Here is a 16,453-nt window from a genome sequence, read left to right as displayed (position 1 = left end):
GGCCGGCTTCGCCCCGTGTGGATTCTTCGGGCCGCGGTCCGGCAGGAAGATCGACGTTGTGACGGCACAGCTCACTGACAGCCGTTCATGCCGCAATCGCCGTCTTGCCGACGATCTCGTGCCATTTGGCGCCGGCTGCGATGGCTTGGCGCCAGGGGCGAAGGGCCTTCGGTGGCATGCCGACCGAAAGCGCCCCAGCCAGGCGGTCGCCCGTACGGTAGGCGGCCACGAACCGGCGTTCGCCGACGTCGCCGTCCACGATCGCGATGGCTTCGTGGCCGCGGAGGTAGCCGTAGGCCTGGATCTTCATGTCGTACTGGTCGGACCAGAAGTAGGGCACGGGTGCGAACGGCTTGCGAGCCCGGGGGTTCAGCAGGTTACGAGCGGCGGCCATGCCTTGCTCGGCGGCGTTGGTACGGTGCTCGACGCGCATCCACGCGCCGAACAGCGGGTTGTGCCAGCGGGCGACGTCTCCTGCCGCGTAGATGGCCGGGGCGGCCTCGCAGAACTGGTCGCACACGAGGCCGTCGTCCAGGGGCAGGCCGCTGCCTGCCAGCCATTCGGTGTTCGGCAGGGAGCCGATGGCGGCCAGGACCTCGTCGGCCGCCACCCATTCCCCGTCGGCGAGCCGCACCCCGCCGTCAGTTATGGCGGTCACGGTGACTCCGGTGCGGAGATCGACGCCGTGCTCCAGGTGTGCCCCCGACAACACCTGGCCGACCGTCTCACCGACCGCGTGGGCCAGCGGCACCGGCGCGGGTTCGAGTAGCACGACCTCGCAGCCGAGGCCACGGGCCACGGCCGCGGTCTCCGCTCCGAGGAAACCGGCGCCGACCACGACCAGCCGCCGCCCGGGGCCCAGCCGAGAACGCAGGGCCAGGGCATCGTCGAGCGTACGCAGCACGTGACCGCCGTGGCCGGGCAGGCGTCGCGGCCGCACTCCGGTGGCCACGATCAGCCCTTCGTAGAGCACCTGCCCGCCGTCCGACAGTCGCACCGTACGGGCGCCCCGATCGAGGCCCGTCGCACTGACCCCAAGGCGAAGGTCGAGGTCGAGCCCTCTCAGGTCGGCTGGCGAGCGTAGTGCCAGGCGGTCGGGCTCCCACCGCGCGGCCAGGAACTGCTTGGACAGTGGCGGCCGGTCGTAGGGGAGACGCGGCTCGTCGCCGACGAGGGTGATCGAGCCCTCGAAGCCTTCCCGGCGCAGCGTCTCGGCCGCCGCGAGCCCGGCGGCCGAGACGCCGACCACGGCGACGCGTTTCATTCGGCCACCAGCCGGATGGCCGCGGCCGGGCAGATCGCCGCGGCCTCCCGTACCCCGTCGAGGAGGTCGCCGGCGGGCGTCTCATCCAGCAGGATCGCGACGCCGTCCTCATCCCGCTGGTCGAACACGTCGGGAGCGGCCAGGACGCATTGGCCAGAGGCCACGCACTTGGGTTCGTCAAGGTGTACACGCATGGGGTTTCTTCCTTTCTTGATGTGCCGATGGCGGCCGGTCACCAGGTGACGGGCAGGGAACGCAGGCTGTAGGCGATACCTTCGAACGCGAAGTCGATCTCGTTGAGCGGGACGGCCAGGCGGAGGGTGGGCACGCGGTGGTAGAGCGTGCTGTAGACGACCTGGAGTTCCACGCGGGCCAGGGACTGGCCGAGGCATTGATGGGGGCCGTATCCGAACGCCTGGTGATGGCGGGCGGCCCGGGTCAGGTCGACCCGGTCGGGCTCCGGGAACATCTCGGCGTCCCAGTTCGCGGCGCCCAGGTCGAAGATGATGCCGTCGCCGGCCCGGATGACCTGGCCGCGGATATCGATGTCTTCTGAGGCGATCCTGCGTACGCCGGTGTGCACGATGGTCAGGTAGCGCAGGAGCTCTTCGACCGCGGCGGCGACGACCTTGGGGTCGTCGGTGTCGCGCAGCAGGGAGAGTTGGTCGGGGTTCTGCAGCAGGACGAGCGTGCCGAGGGGGATCATGCTGGCGCTGGTCTCGTGTCCGGCGATCAGCACAGCCACGCCCATGGTGGCGGCCTCTTCGCGGGTCATCTCGCCGGCCTTGATCCGGGCGGCCAGCTCCGACAGCATGTCGTCGGCGGGAGCGGCCATCTTCTGCCCGAGCAGGTCGTCCAGGTAGCCGACCAGTGCGCCGCTCGCCTGCGCCGCCTCATGCGCCGAGGAGGTGTGGCTCAGCGCGACGGTGCTCTGCCGGTGGAAGAACTCGTTGTCCTCGTACGGGATGCCGAGGAGCTCACTGATCACGAGGGTCGGCACCGGCAGGCCGAGTGCGGTGACGAGGTCGGCCGGTTTCGGTCCGGCCAGCATCGTGTCGATCAGGTCATCGGTGATCTTCTGGATGGCGGGTCGCAGGGCCTCGACCTTCTTGACGGTGAACGGCAGGTTGACCATCCGGCGGAGCCGGGTGTGCTCGGGCGCGTCCGTGTTGGTGATCAGTGGCGGGGTGACGTCCACGACCTCCGCCCTGCCCCGGGTCATGTGGGGGAACCCGGGCCGCTTCTCGTCGATGCTGACGCGGGGATCGGTCAGCAGTGCCCGCTGGTCGGCGTGGCGGGTGATCAACCAGGGCGTGCTGCCGTCCCAGATCCGCACCTTGGAGACGGGCTCCTCGGCGGTGAGCCGCCGTACGGTGGCCGGCGGATGGAACGGGCAGCCGCCTTCCCTGGGCATCGGGTATCCGGGAACGGACGACGCCGCTTCGCTTCCGGTGGTGGTCATGGGTTTCCTTCGCCTCACTTTCGACTAGCCGATCGGCTAGCTCATTCCTAGTCGATCGGCTAGTTTCCGTGCTAGGTATTGTGACGCACATCACTTGTCGATCGGCAAGTTTGATGCTTGCCGATCGACAAGCTAGAGTTGAGAAATTCGCCGAGATCCGATCCTGCTGGAAGGACGTAATTTGGCTGTCAGAGCCGCTCAGAGGGGTCCCGGTGAGACGCATACCCGTCAACGTCTCATTGAGGTCGCGGTGCGCCTGTTCACCCGGCATAGCTTCGCCGGCACGTCGTTGCAGATGATCGCCGACGAGCTCGGCGTCACGAAAGCGGCTGTCTATCACCACTTCCGCACCCGCGAAGATCTGCTCACCACAGTGGTCGAACCGGTGCTGGAGCAACTGCGGGGCATCATCGGGACCGCCGAGACGAAACGCACCCCCCACGCGCGGGCCGAACACCTGCTCACCGGATACGTCGCGCTCGCCGTCGAGCACCGAGCCGTGGTCGCCGTCTTCGCCACCGACGCCGGAGCGATTGAAATGTTGTGCGCCCAGCCCGAGACCAGCGACCTGGTCGACCGCCAGATGGCCCTCCTCGCCGGCGTCACCCCCGGCCCGGCCGGGCACGTCAACGCCACCATGGTGATGGCGGGCATCGCCGCCGCGACCGGACCGGCGATGCTCAGCCTCGACGACGACGCCCTGCGCCAGCACCTCATCGAAGCCGGCCGGCGTGCCTTGGGACTCCGCGCTCCACGCCGCCCCACCCGCGACGAGACTCCACACCAGCAGGCATCGATCGCCTGATCCGTCTCCGGTGGGAGAACCACGCGCTGGAGGATCAGAATCCACCGGAAGATGGGCTCCGCGTCCGGCGCCCGAGAAGCGTTACTCGTGCCCTGTGTCTGTCCACCACCTGGCGAGTGCGTCGCAATGAGCCTGCCGTCGCGGTCTCGCAGAATCGAGCGGGGAAGAAGGCCGAAGGGCCGCGGGAAGGGCAACTCCTGGCTCGGCGGCATCCTGGGACGCGTCGTCTTCGGCTTCTCGAGCACCAACACCCCGGCATCGCCGGCCGGCCCGCCGGATGACTCCGCAGCAAGCGATCGTCGCCTCGGGCAACGCCGTCCTCACCGTGGCCTGGCACCCACACCGTCCCCGAGAGGGTCCTGACCAGGCACGATGGCCCAGCCTGCCTGCCGATCCCTATTGTCGATCTATTGGACTTCCGCCGTTTGCTACGGGTTGCAAGCGCCGGAACCTTCCCATCAGAGATCGCCTTCGCTGTAAAGGCGGCGGTAGGTGTCGAGGTGCTCGGCGTGGTAGGCGAGCCCGGCTGCGGTGGTGTGTCTGCCGCACATCGGTGCGCTGGGAGAGCGGCCCGCGACGGAAGGGCTCCGTGGGCAAGGCGTGAAAGGAATTTCCGGAGCGGGAGATATGGAGTGATCCACTTTTCGTCGATCTGGAGGGTCCATGCGCATGAGAAGGAGAGCCGGAGCGGCTGGGGCGTTACTGCTCACCACCGCTCTGCTCACCCCCCAACCGGCCGTCGCCGCGCCTCCATCCGCCGGGACGCGGCCTCTTGCCACGGTCTCGCGGACCGTCACGCTGATCAGCGGTGACCGTGTCACCGTCGCCGGGGAGCCCGGCGCGGTGATCGAGGCCGGTGAGGGGAGGAAGGGGGTCACCTTCCTCACCGACGCGAGCGGCGGGCGGCTGCGCGTCGTCCCGAGCGATGCGGTGCCGCTGCTGCAGGCCGGGCGGCTGGACTCGCGGCTGTTCGATGTGACCACGTTGCTTGAGTACGGCTACGACGATCGGCGCAAGGACCTCCCGCTCGTCGTCACCGGGGCCGCTCAGCCCCGGACGCTGGCCGGAGCCTCGAAAGGTACGGCGCTCCCCGCGGTCGGCGGGTTCGCGGTGCGGCAGGAGCGGGCGAACGCCCCCCGTTTCTGGAAGGACCTCACCGGAGGGCCGGAGGAGGCCGCAGCCGGGGGAGCGGGGTTCCTGCGGGGCGCCTCCGGCGGGAAGGCCAAGGTGTGGCTGGACGGGCTGCGCAAGGTGTCGCTGGACATCAGCGTCCCGCAGATCGGCGCGCCCGCGGCCTGGGCCAGGGGCTTCACCGGGGAAGGGGTCAAGGTCGCGGTCCTCGACACCGGGATCGACGCCGCCCATCCCGACCTGGCGGGCAAGGTGAGCGGCAGGAAGGACTTCACGGACGAGCCCGACGAGCGGGACCTTGTCGGGCACGGCACCCACGTGGCCTCCACCATCGCCGGGAGCGGCGCGGCATCCGGTGGGCGCTACCGCGGCGTGGCCGCGGGCGTCACGTTGCTGGACGGCAGGGTGTGCGACGAGTCAGGCTTCTGCAGCGACTCGGCGGTCCTGGCCGGCATGCAGTGGGCGGCGGAGCAGGGCGCCCGGGTCGTGAACATGAGTTTCGGCAATTCGGACACGCCGGAGCAGGACCCGCTGGAGCAGGCGGTCGAGGCTCTCAGCGACCGGTACGGCACCCTCTTCGTGGTCGCCGCGGGCAACGAGGGGGTGGAGCGCGGGGTCAACACCCCGGCCACGGCGAACGCCGCCCTGGCCGTGGGCGCGGTCGACAAGTCGGATGAGCGGGCCGACTTCTCCAGCATGGGGCCCGCACCGGGCGACGATGGGCTCAAACCGGATATCACCGCTCCCGGCGTCGACATCACCGCCGCGCGGAGCAAGGACAGCCCTGGGACCGGCTCCTATGTCGCCCTATCCGGCACCTCGATGGCGACGCCGCACGTGACGGGAACCGCGGCGCTGCTGGCGGGACGGCACCCGGAGTGGAAGGGCGCCCTGCTGAAGGCCGCCCTGATGGCCTCGGCCGAGCCGCACCCGGAGATCGGTGTCTTCGCCCAGGGAGCGGGCCGGGTGAACGCGGACCGAGCGACGGCGCAGGCGGTGACGGCGCAGCCGCCCGGGCTGGGGTTCGGCAGGCAGGCGTGGCCGCACGACGACGACCAGCCGGTCGCCAGGAAGCTGGTCTACCGCAACTCTCTCACGACGCCGATCACGCTCACCTTGCAGGCCAGGGCGAGTGCGGCCTTCACCGTGAGCCCGAACACGCTCACCGTGCCCGCCGGCGGGCAGGCCGAGGCGACGGTCATCGCCGATACCCGAGCCACCGACGTGCCCGACGGGATGCTGGGCGGCTACGTCGTGGCCACGGGACCCGGCGGTGTGAGCGTGAGCACGCCGGTCGGTGTGGAGAAGGAAGTCCAGAGTTACGACCTGACCGTGCGCCACACCAACCGGGCCGGCACCGCCACCGGCGACTTCGTGATGTCGATCAGGCGGTTGGACGCCGGGCACCCGCCGATCGTGGTGTTCGGCGGGAAGAGCAGCTTGACCACGCGGCTGCCCAAGGGCAAGTGGCAGGTCGACACAGTCGTCCTGGGTGACGCGGGCATCACCCTGCTCGTCCAGCCCGAGCTGGTGCTGGACCGGGAGCGGACGGTCGAAGCCGATGCCCGGCTCGGCAGACCGCTTGAGGTGGAACCACCGAGCGCCGACGCGGTGCCGTTGAGCGCCCAGGTCGTCTACCAATGGCAGACGGCCGATGGCCCGTTGGCCAGGGGGTGGGGCGGCAAGGCGTTCGACCGAAGCTTCACCGCCCAGCTCGGGCCCGCCCGCGACTACGAGGGGCTGCTGACCGAGGTGGCGGCAGAATGGACGGCTGGTACGGACGTCTATCGGGTGGCCTGGTTCCAGCCAGGGCGAGTGGTGACCGGCTTCAAACGGTCGGTGGACCCCAAGACCCTGGCGACCATCCGCATGGATTACGCCGCTCACCTCTCCGACGCGCAGGTAGCGGCGTACGGCCGGGCCTGGCCACGCGACGGCGGAATCCCCTCTCATTTGGCCGGGGCCTGGTTCACCACCCCCTCGGTGCGGACGGTCCACGTCAACACCGACGGAGGCATCCGCTGGCAGCACCGGCTGCGGGAGGTCGGCGCCGACGGACGGGTCAACGAGTTCCAATCCGGGTTCACGCACTACCGAGCGGGCCAGGTCACCACCGAGCGGTGGAACCGGGGCGTGTTCGGCCCTTCCCTGCCGTCCGGGGACCAGCCCGGCGACAGCGTCAGCCGCACCGGCGACGTCATCGCGGCTGACCTGTGGATGTTCGGCGACGGGCGAGGCTCGCTCGGCAAGTCCACCCGCGCCACCGGACACACCACCCTCTACCGCGACGGCGTGCTCGTCGGCGAGGCGCCGTCCCTGACCGCGAAATTCTCCGTGCCCGCAGGGCGGGCGGCGTACCGGCTGGTCGCCGAGGCGGAACGGGGATCTCCGGCGACGCTGTCCACGCGCGTGTCCGTGGCCTGGACGTTCCGCTCCGACACCACAGACGCCCTCACCCGGCTGCCGGTGTCCGTAGTGAGCTTCGCGCCCGAGCTCGACGCGCGGAACACCGCACCGGCCGGTCGGATCTTCACCGTCCCGGTCAGCGTGCGTTCGCTGCCGGGCAGCACGGCGGGCCGCGCGCGGGACCTGTCCGTGGAGGTCTCCTACGACGACGGGGCCACCTGGGCGAAGGCGGAGGTCAGGCACTCAAGGATCGTTCTGCGCCACCCGGACGGTGACGGGTTCGTCTCGCTGCGGGCCACGTCGATCGACACTTCCGGCAACACCGTCGAGCAGACCGTGATCCGCGCGTACCGGATCGCCTCCACGACAAGCTGACGGCGCGCCCGGCAAGCTCCCTCATCTTCAGGGGTGCTGGGAGCTTGCCGGCGTCCCCGGGGCCGGCGCGGACGGCTTTCAACGGCGATGCCACGTCAACTGGGCAGCCGGAGCCACCCCGCGCTACCTGCGGTAGCCACTTTTTTGTGGGTACTTGCCGACCGGGCCGGGGCGGCCTGAAGCTTGGTCGTACGGGGCCGAAGGGCCCACACATCCAGATGAGATGGGGAGGTTGGCGGTGTTTCAGGAAGCTGCTGGGGACGACTCGGCCAGCTTCTCCAGGCGGCGATGGCCCCAATCGGAAAGCGGTGCCAGCACTTCGGAGAGCTCACGACCGAACGAGGTCAGCGAGTACACCGTCTTCAGCGGCCGTACATCGTGCACCTCCCGGTGGACCAGCCCGTCGGCCTCCATCTCCCGCAGCGTCTGAGTCAGCACCTTCTCCGTGAGTCCCGGCAGACGCCGGCGCAGCTCGCCGGGGCGGTGCGGACGGGACTCCAGGAGCCAGAGCAATACCGTCTTCCACTTGCCGTCGATCACGGCGATCGCGGCGGTCACCCCGCAGACGTTCGCATCCTGAGCACGGCTGCGCGTCATCATCATCCCCATTCATCACCGTTTACTTATTGTCGAGGAGTTAAGGCATGACCTCCCACACTGAACAGTCTGCCGTCAGCGTGCTCGGCCTGGGGCCGATGGGCCGGGCCCTGGCCGCGGCCTTCCTGGATGCCGGCCTGCCGACCACGGTCTGGAACCGGACACCGGGCAAGGACCGGGAGTTGGCCGGGCGGGGCGCGGTTGGCGCGCCATCTCCCGAAGAGGCGGTCGCCGCAAGCAGGTTGACCGTGGTCTGCGTGGTGAACTACGACGCGGTGGACGCCATCGTGCGGCGCGGCGCGGTCACCGGCGCGCTCAAGGGGCGCACGGTCGTGAACCTGACCGCCGACACCCCGGCCCGGGCCCGGGACACCGCGGCTTGGGCGGCCGAGCACGGCATTGGGTACCTGGACGGTGCGATCATGACGCCGACCACGACCATCGGAACACCGGCCGGGGTGTTCCTCCACAGCGGTTCAGAGGAGCTCTACCGCGAGCACCGGCCGGTGCTGGACGCGTTGGGTGGCACCCACACCCACCTGGGTGAGGACATCGGCCGGGCGGCTGCCTACGACATCGCGTTGCTCGACATCTTCTGGACCGCGATGGCTGGTTATGCGCACGCGCTGGCGGTGGCAAGAGCCGAGGGGGTCAGCGCGCAGGAGCTGGCGCCGTTCGCCAAGGGCATCGGCGAGATCCTTCCGCCGCTCTTCGAGCTGGGCGCGGAGGAGGTGGACAACGGCAGGTTCTCCGGTGAGGGCAACCCGATCACCTCGGCGGTGTCGTCCATGGCGCATATCGTCCACACATCCGAGTCCCACGGCATCGACGCGGGCGTGATGCGTGCGGCTGAGGGCTTGGCGCGCCGCGCCATCGGGCTTGGTCACGGCACCGACGGGTTCCTCCGGATCACCGAGATCATGAACCCCCGCTGAGGTCGCGCACGGCCCCAGGGCACGCGCACCGACAGAGATCTCCAGGAACGTCGAAGCGAAGGGGACCGAGCTCGACGGTCTGAGGTTCATCCACCGAAAGCCCGTCAGGGCGTGGTCCATCGCCTGTGGGGTGCCCTCCACATGCCAACCGGAGGGCACCCCGGTCTCATCACGCAGGGGCCGTAGCCGTAGGTCAGCCGCTGCCGCAGGGTCCGGCCGCCCCGGCCGGGGCAGCGGCCACTACCAGCGTGGTGGTGGCGGCCAGGGTCGCGCCGGCCAGGAGGGTCGCGAGATTGCGTGTGCGCACGAATATGTCCTTTCGATTTCCATCTGCGTGATCATGATTTTCACTGGCTCGCGGCCGCCGCTCACGAATTGCGCTTTCGCCCGCGAAGGAGGGTTCAAGCCGAAACAGGCACCTCATCAACCGGTGGACAAGCGATTACAACACCTTGCGATGGTCACAGCCGCCCTGATCACGCGGCAATACCCAGCTCACAGGACGAAACCGTGTTTTCGAGCGGGACACGCGACCGGCCACCCCCGGCTGGGGCCGTGACCTGGCCTGCTCGTGATCGGAGTCTCAGCAGCTCAGATTTGGGCAGTTCAGTGCCAGCACCAGGCGGTCGCTCCCGTAGGTGCCGGAATAGTCCCCGCGGAATTCGTTGACCAGCCACACTTCTCCGCTTGCGGGCCAGTACGCGACGTTCTGCGCGTTGGCGGGAAGAGTCGTCAGGTAGTGGACGTCGAGCGTGCTGTGGTCGGCCGAGATCGTGACGCGGTGAAGACAGGACTTCCGGTAGCCGCCGTAGATGTTCGCCGTGCCGCCCGGCATATAGCTGACAGCGGGCGTGCCATCGGGGCATAACCCGACCAGGATGCCGTTGTCGCCGGTGAACACGCCACCTTGAAGTTCCCAGACTGGGCTGGTCCAGCCCTCAGTGGGGCGGACGAGCCCGTCGGAGCCGGTCTTGAGCAGGGCGGTGGACGAGTCCAAAGGCCAGCGGAGGATCTTCCCGCCGGAGGCGCCCCTCTTGTACTCGACGGTGGTGAGGTGGTCGGTGCCGCTGCGATCGAGCGAGACGCCGTTGAAACAGGGCCTCGCCAGGTCGAGGCTGACGCACACCGCCGGCGAGTTGAGCCGGTAGTAGCCGATCTGCGGCAGGGCGAAACCCGAGTACGCCGCCGAGCAGACACCGCCGACGCAGCCGACGCCCCCTGCCGTGGTGGAGTTCATCTTCCAGAAGTGGGTGAGGTCGAAGACCCGTACGAGCCGGTCGCCGCCGGACACGTCCGGGTCGCCGCCTGTGACGACGAAGAGTTTGTTGCCGTACCACGAGATGCCGTCGGCGTGGGTGGCGATCTCGTGGAAGCCCTCGGCGATGCCGTCGGGTTCGACCAGCACGACGTGCCGGTAGGGCGCCCCCGCCATGCCATCGGTGACGTCGACGAAGGTGACCCTGGCGAGCCGGTTGGCTCCGTACTCGTGGGAGGCGCCGCTGCGCCAGCTCACGGCCACGATCTTCCGGCCGGCGCAGCCGTCGCAGGGCGGGTAGAGCACCGAGCCGTTCATGCCGTCGCCGCTGCCCGTGATCCCCTGCGGGAACCAGTTCGCGGTCGTGTCGTCGGTGCTGTTCCAGCAGAATCCACTGGTCTGGACCGAGAGGTGGAGGTCGGTGGGGTGGCAGATCGCGCGAGTGGAGTAGCCGCCGGTTATGACGGTGCCCATCCGCACCTTGGTCACCGGCAGCATGGCGGCCACCGCGTCACGCGCCGACATGGTCGAGGTGAACGCCAATGGCCGGACCTGGGCCAGTTGCGCGGCCGTCAACGCGTAGCCGGTGGCGGCGTTAGCGGGCAGGGGGACGATCAGGAAGGCGGCGAGGAGCGGGACCAGGGCGACTAATCGCATGATCAAGTTTTCCTCCCGAAGGGGGTAGCCGACCCCGGCCTCTGTTATGAAGGTTTCCTTCATTACTTACATCAGGCACCCGGGAAGATCAATGGAAAGCCGACGGAACTTCATGAGGGTTCTGATCCGTACCCGGTCCGGCCCGGAGGCCGGCGGCCGCTCGTCCTGGGCGCTCGCGATCCGATGCCGATCCACCCAGTTGCCCAGGGTCGCGTTGATGTCGAACTCGCGCGCTACCGACGCGACCGTCCCATCGCCCTCCAGCACCATGCGGATGGCCGCTCGTTGATCGACGGCTTCGGGTGGCGGCTGTGCGGTCGATCAAGGTCATCAGGGTCGGGCCGCGGCTGCAATCAGGAGCGTTGGCCGGGCTGGTTCAATGAGCCGGTCAACAGCATCACCGGCGGGACGTGACCGTTCGGCTCCTGCGCCCCTCCGCGGGCTTCGTCGAGGATGGCCGCCTTACCCTGGCGATCACCCCGGCCGAGGGTAACAGGGGGCTTGGCCGGGTTCATCGCCGCACTGCCCTGTACTGTCACCCAGCGCGTCACGGCGCCTCGGGCAGAGGGTCCACCCCGGTACGGCTCAGCGCCCGCAGTAGTCGCTCCTCCTGCCGCCGATGGCCATTCGGAGACACGGCCGACCCCACGGCTGGGTCAGCCCGGTTTGACCGCCAGTGTCGCAAAATAGTTCGACATGTATTGTGCGGATGCGTTGGATTGGTGCGGCGCTTCCGTGAAGCCCGTGAGGACGAACCCCGCGGCGAGTTGCCCGCCGATCTGGTCGGTGAGGGTGTGGCTGTATTCAAGAGGGGCATCCGCGCCGAACTTCGTGGCGCGTTCCTCGGCGGAGTATCGCGTGACATCGCTGTAGGGCAGCTTGTGCACGACGATCAGCTCGCCGCGCTCGTCGAGCGCCTCGTGGTCGAACAAGTACACATCAGGGTTGAGGAAGCCCACGAGCAGAGTGCCGCCCGGTCGCAGGACGCGGAAGCACTCGCGCCACACCGGTGCCAAGTCTGGTACGAATACGTTAGAGACCGGCTGGAACACGACGTCGAATGTTGCGTCGCCGAAGGCGCTGAGGTCGCGCATGTCGCCTAGGACGGTGCGCAGTTCGAGTCCCTCCCGCGCCGCCACCATCTGGTCCTGGCCGAGCTGGCGGGGTGAGTTGTCGAATACGGTGACCCGCGCCCCTGCGGCGGCGAGGATCGGACCCTGCTGGCCACCGCCGGAGGCCAGGCACAACACGTCCTTGCCGGTCAGGTCCGTCGGCAGCCAGGAGCGGTCGACCGGCTCATGCCCGATGAGAACGATCGACCAGTCGCCCATGCGGGCGCGCTCGACATCCTCGGCACTCACCGGCCTCGACCACTCGTTGTCCTCTTGGACATACTTGTCCCAGGCTGCCCGATTGTGGGCAACGGGGTCGACAACAATGTCCTGCACGTTCAACTCCCTGCTACAGCCAAGTGGACACCTGCGGTACTGATGGTTCGGTGCCGCTAGCTAACACGATTGCAGGATGTGGGCTCAACGAGATTAGCGGGCATCGAGGTGTCCACGGGCTCGACGGGTGGTCGCGCAGCGGGTGCGTAAGCGCTGGTTGCCGGGTTATGGCGACCCACCAGGCTCCGGCGAGAGTCTCCGCGATGCCGCCGGCATCGACAACGGCCCGGCTCCCACCTGGAGCGCGGTGGCCGACGACCACGACGCGGTCCGCCTCACCTTCGCCGGCCTCTCCGTGCTCCACACCACCGAGGAGTTCAGCACTACCTTGTGGGCTTGGAACTGGGAGAGCACCTACTGGCCGCGGTCAGTGTTCATCGCCGACGAAGGCCTCTGACAGGAAGAGGGAACGGCGGATGTCCACGCGCGCATCTGGGGCTTCGACGCTCTGATCATGGACGGATCCTCAGCATCGGCGAGCAGCCGCCGGAGACGGGCGGAGTTGCGCGGCAAGGGGATCTTGAGCCACCATCGTCGGCATGACTAGTGGAAAGGGCGTTCTCCGCCCAAGCCGTTGAGGCCCCTGGAGCCGGCCGAAGAGCCGGCCCTCGAGATCGACCTCCCCGCGGCCGCGCTGCTGGCGCGTCTCGCACCCCTTCCTCCTTCTCGGCGCGCGCGGGCGCTGGCACTGCATGCCCGCCGTCTGGCCGGCACCTCCCATCTGCGTGTTCTCCTGGACGAGCTGTCGGCGCAGGACCACTACGCCCGGCACACGGCACTGCACCTGGCCATGGCAGCCCGCGATCTCGGCTTCATCGAGGAGGTTCTCGCCGGGCCTGACATGAGGGTGCGGCGTTCGGCCCTTCGTGCCGTCCGTACGCTGCCCGTACCGGATCCGGCGGTGCGGGCCGCGCTCGACGACGCGCCCGCCGAACTGCGGCGCGCGCTGTACCGCACGCTGGCCCACTCCCGCAGGTACGCGCTGGCCGAGGCGCTGCTTCCGGACGTGCGCGCCCGCTGGGGCGACCGCGAGGCGGCGGCGCTGCTCCCGGCCTGCGGTTCCGCGGCCGTCGCGCGGTGGCTGCCGGAGCTGGCCCACGCGGTGACGTCCTGGACGACGATGGCCAAGCGGCACGCGGGCGCGATCATGGCGGTGGCCGAGCAGGAGCTGGCCACGGGCGTGCACCCGTTGACCTGGTGGCGCCGGCGGGGCGCCGGCGTGGAGCTCGCCGCGCTCTCCGAACCGGACCGGATGCTGGCGCTGCTGGATCGGTACGACCTGGGGCACGTTCTCGCCCAGTTTCCAGGCGCGGTCGCCAACGCGCTGTTCAGGGCGGACGCCGTACGCGCCAGAAGGTTGTTCATCGACGGCGCCGCCCCGCTCTGGGAGGAACCGCCGAAAGCGCTGCTCCGCCACGTGAGCTCGGCGTCGGACGCCGAGCTGCTGCGGCTCGCCTCGGTCGACTACCACTTCGATACGGTGCTGCGCCGGCTGCCGCCCGCGCGCCGGGCCGCGATCTTCGAGGCGGCCGCCCAGAGGCAGGGCGGAGGCAGCCGGCTGTGGGCGATGCGGCTGCTCAGGTGGCTGCCTCCCGAACGGGCGGCGGCCGAGGCCAGGCGCCTGCTCGAATGGCACGCCTCAGTGTGGCACGCGGTCCGCTCCCACCTGGATGATCCGGACATCCCGCTGGAGCTCACCAGCCATCTGCCGTACGAGGAGGCGGTCGGCCCGCTGCGTGAGGCAGCCGTCGAAGGGGATTCACGGCGGCGCGGACTGGCCAGGACACTGCTGGTACGGTGCACAGCGCGCACTCGGGACCGGGCGTTGCTCCATGCCCTCCTGGCCGAGCTGGCCCTGCGCACCGTGAACGAACGGGACCCGCTCCGCCGGGACCTGCTGACCGCGCTGCTGGAGCTGCCGCCCGCGCTGCTCGACGACTCCTTCGCCGCCACGCTGGGCCGCATCGCCACCGACGCGGCCGAGGCCCCGGATTCCTCCCCCGGCACCCGGGAGGCGCTGCGCGGCCTGGCCGGCCGGGTGCTGCGGCACCACGACCCGGCCCGCGCGCCCGCCCTGTTCTCGTGGGGAATGGGCGTGTACGCATCACTGGTGGCCCGGCATGGCGCGGCGGGGCTCCCAGCACTCGTGCCCGACCCTGACGCACCCCGGCCCGCCCCCGCCCGTCGTCGACGCCGTGATCGTGGCTTTCCCGGCGCACCCACCGATCCGCATCATCTGGACCGGGTGCTGCGCATGGGGCAGGAGCAGGACCTTCTCGTGGTGCTGCGCCCGCACCTGCGGGCGGCGCGCGACCGGGGGGACTTCACCGTGGCCGTCGCCCTCGCCCACACGCTCGGCCGACGCGGCTGGGCGCTGGGCGAACTACAGGACGACCTGCGCGCCGCCATCCGTCGGGCACCGGAGCCACTCGCCCGCGAAGCCGCCGGCCTGTGGCTGTCCCGCCGGCCCGGCCACCGCCGAACGACCCCACCGCCGGAACCCGGCGCGGGTGGCGGGCGGACGGAGCGGGTCGTCGGGCTCGTTCTGGAGGAGCCGTCCGCCGTGACGCTGCCCGCCGTGTGGGGTGCGGTGGCGCGGCACCGTCCCGATCTCCTTCTGCCGCTGCTGGAGCACGACCGGCGCGGCCGGTTCGCCGACCCCGCGTGGGTGCCTCCGGTCGTCGAGGGTGAGGCCCGCCGGTGGAGCCCTGACCAGCGCGATCGCGTCCGCGCCAAGCTCGCCGCCACCGTCGGCGACGAGCGGTTGCCCGTCTCCGTCCGGGCGGCGGCGGTTCAGGCGTTCGGACGGGCCGGCGGCGGGCTCGACGTCCTCGCCATGTGGGCGGACCACGAGAACACGGTGCTGGCCGAGGCCGCCATCACAGCCATGGCGGGCGCCGACGCGATGCCCCTGCTCCTGCGGCACGCCGGCGGCCCGGCCTCTCGTGTCGCGGTGGCCGCTCTGGCGCGTGCCTGCCGGTCCGCGTCCCCGTCCCGGCTGGGCCCGTTCCTGGAGCAGGCGCTGACCGCCCCCGAAAGCAAGATCACCCTGCGCAGGCTGGCCGCCCGCCAGCTCGGCCGCAACCGCCCGCCGGGCGCGGTGGAGGTGTTGCTGCGGGCATGGGCGGACCCCGGCCTGCACCGGGACGTACGCGCGACCGTGGCCACGGTGCTGCGCGGCATGCCCGAGGACCCGCGCACCCTGGCCGCGCTGACGGAGACCCCCGGCCGGTACACCGACGAGCTGATCCTGCGCACGCTCTTCCAGGCCCACCCGATGGAGTACGCCCCCGCCGCCCGCCCCGGCTACGCGGACCTCGTACGGCGGCTGCTCATGTCCACCGACCTGCCCGGGGTACGTTTCCGTGGGTCGAAGGCGTTCGGGGTATGGGCGCACTGGTACCGCGGCGGTTTCGAGGAGATCCTCGAGGCCGCGGCCGACCCGGGGGCCGACGAGAAGATCACGCAGGTGTTCCTGGCGCTGCTGCGGGCCGGGGCGATCCGGTCCGAGACACTCGGCGTGCTCGCCCGGCTGGCCGCCGCCGTACCCGGCGAGGACCTGCCCGCGCCGGCGCGAACGCGCCTGACCACCATCACCCGAAGCCTGGCCATGATGCTGGAGGAGGAGCAACCATGGCGGCGACGGCTCGCCCAGGACGCGATGGACCTGCTCACCACCCGGCCGCTCCTGCTGACCGAGGCGGTGGGGCTGGCGATCGCCCTGCTCCCCACCTCGGACGCGGAATTGGGCGATGCCCTGTGCGCGCTGGCCGACCTTCTGGGGGATCGCCCGATCCTGGCGGCTCACACCGCCCGTGGGGCCGCCTACGAGCTGTATGACGGCGGCTGGAGGCGATCGCACGTGCAACCCCCCGCCACGCTGCCCGCGATCCGGCGGCTGACGGCCCGCGGCGACCTGGCCGGGGCCCTGTTCGCGATCACGCTCACACAGTGGGGCGGCGGGCACACCGACTGGGCGCCCCCATGGCCGGAGATCATCCGCGACCTGCGCGACTCCCCGCACCTTGAGATACGCGAGCAAGCCTGGAACACCTCCGTCGACTAGAGGTTCACCCGGTAACCCATTCGTTACATAAGCCCCCTTGCTGGGATTTAGC

General features: G+C 70.1%; 12 protein-coding genes. 5 read left to right on the top strand and 7 right to left on the bottom strand.

The annotated features are described in order from the left end of the window. Positions 1 to 85: 85 nt before the first annotated feature. From C4V41_RS57875 to C4V41_RS57865, 3 genes are read right to left on the bottom strand one after another with little or no spacing between them, the layout of a single operon-like run. Positions 86 to 1,264 (bottom strand): NAD(P)/FAD-dependent oxidoreductase, encoded by a 1,179-nt coding sequence (locus tag C4V41_RS57875; protein WP_103964578.1) that lies wholly within the window; start codon positions 1,262 to 1,264, stop codon positions 86 to 88. Next, positions 1,261 to 1,458 carry a ferredoxin gene (locus C4V41_RS57870; protein ID WP_103964577.1) on the bottom strand — a complete coding sequence of 66 codons (198 nt, stop codon included), beginning with the start codon at positions 1,456 to 1,458 and terminating at the stop codon, positions 1,261 to 1,263. The genes C4V41_RS57875 and C4V41_RS57870 overlap by 4 nt, the downstream gene beginning before the upstream one ends. A gap of 38 nt (positions 1,459 to 1,496) precedes the next feature. Then, on the bottom strand, positions 1,497 to 2,726 hold the full coding sequence (locus tag C4V41_RS57865; protein WP_103964576.1) for a cytochrome P450: 1,230 nt from the start codon (positions 2,724 to 2,726) through the stop codon (positions 1,497 to 1,499). A gap of 181 nt (positions 2,727 to 2,907) precedes the next feature. Here C4V41_RS57865 and C4V41_RS57860 point away from each other — a divergent pair, with 181 nt between their 5' ends. Together C4V41_RS57860 and C4V41_RS57855 are read left to right on the top strand one after the other, a co-directional pair. Beyond that, on the top strand, positions 2,908 to 3,531 hold the full coding sequence (locus tag C4V41_RS57860; RefSeq protein WP_103964575.1) for a TetR/AcrR family transcriptional regulator: 624 nt from the start codon (positions 2,908 to 2,910) through the stop codon (positions 3,529 to 3,531). Between the two features lie 669 nt (positions 3,532 to 4,200). Beyond that, positions 4,201 to 7,443: a S8 family serine peptidase gene (locus tag C4V41_RS57855; RefSeq protein WP_146104230.1), complete on the top strand. Its 3,243-nt coding sequence runs from the start codon at positions 4,201 to 4,203 to the stop codon at positions 7,441 to 7,443. Between the two features lie 243 nt (positions 7,444 to 7,686). On the opposite strand, the gene C4V41_RS57850 is transcribed toward C4V41_RS57855, so the two are convergent. After that, complete coding sequence (locus tag C4V41_RS57850; protein WP_327537525.1) at positions 7,687 to 8,052, bottom strand: winged helix-turn-helix transcriptional regulator; 366 nt, start codon at positions 8,050 to 8,052, stop codon at positions 7,687 to 7,689. 35 nt (positions 8,053 to 8,087) lie between these two features. Between C4V41_RS57850 and C4V41_RS57845 the strand changes: the two genes are divergently transcribed. Further along, entirely contained in the window at positions 8,088 to 8,975 is an 888-nt protein-coding gene (locus C4V41_RS57845) for an NAD(P)-dependent oxidoreductase (protein WP_103964573.1), read from the top strand. A 583-nt stretch (positions 8,976 to 9,558) separates the two neighbouring features. Here the strand turns inward: C4V41_RS57845 and C4V41_RS57840 are convergent. The 3 genes from C4V41_RS57840 to C4V41_RS57830 all read right to left on the bottom strand — a co-directional run bounded on the left by C4V41_RS57840 (position 9,559) and on the right by C4V41_RS57830 (position 12,335). Continuing rightward, a complete protein-coding gene (locus tag C4V41_RS57840; RefSeq protein ID WP_103964572.1) occupies positions 9,559 to 10,887 on the bottom strand; it encodes a hypothetical protein in 1,329 nt (442 codons plus the stop codon). Between the two features lie 66 nt (positions 10,888 to 10,953). Beyond that, entirely contained in the window at positions 10,954 to 11,157 is a 204-nt protein-coding gene (locus C4V41_RS57835) for a hypothetical protein (protein ID WP_103964571.1), read from the bottom strand. A 386-nt stretch (positions 11,158 to 11,543) separates the two neighbouring features. Next, positions 11,544 to 12,335: a class I SAM-dependent methyltransferase gene (locus tag C4V41_RS57830; RefSeq protein WP_103964570.1), complete on the bottom strand. Its 792-nt coding sequence runs from the start codon at positions 12,333 to 12,335 to the stop codon at positions 11,544 to 11,546. 127 nt (positions 12,336 to 12,462) lie between these two features. On the opposite strand from C4V41_RS57830, the gene C4V41_RS61455 reads away from it, so the two are divergent. After that, the gene (locus C4V41_RS61455; RefSeq protein WP_146104229.1) at positions 12,463 to 12,732 is read left to right on the top strand and encodes a hypothetical protein; all 270 of its coding nucleotides are present in this window, start codon (positions 12,463 to 12,465) and stop codon (positions 12,730 to 12,732) included. 177 nt (positions 12,733 to 12,909) lie between these two features. Further along, complete coding sequence (locus C4V41_RS57825; RefSeq protein WP_103964569.1) at positions 12,910 to 16,401, top strand: hypothetical protein; 3,492 nt, start codon at positions 12,910 to 12,912, stop codon at positions 16,399 to 16,401. Positions 16,402 to 16,453 lie beyond the last annotated feature (52 nt).

Origin of the sequence: Nonomuraea solani (assembly GCF_900108335.1) — a bacterium.
GTDB lineage: Bacteria > Actinomycetota > Actinomycetes > Streptosporangiales > Streptosporangiaceae > Nonomuraea > Nonomuraea solani.
Note: the sequence above shows the minus strand (reverse complement) of the source record. Positions and strands in the feature narration are given on the sequence as shown.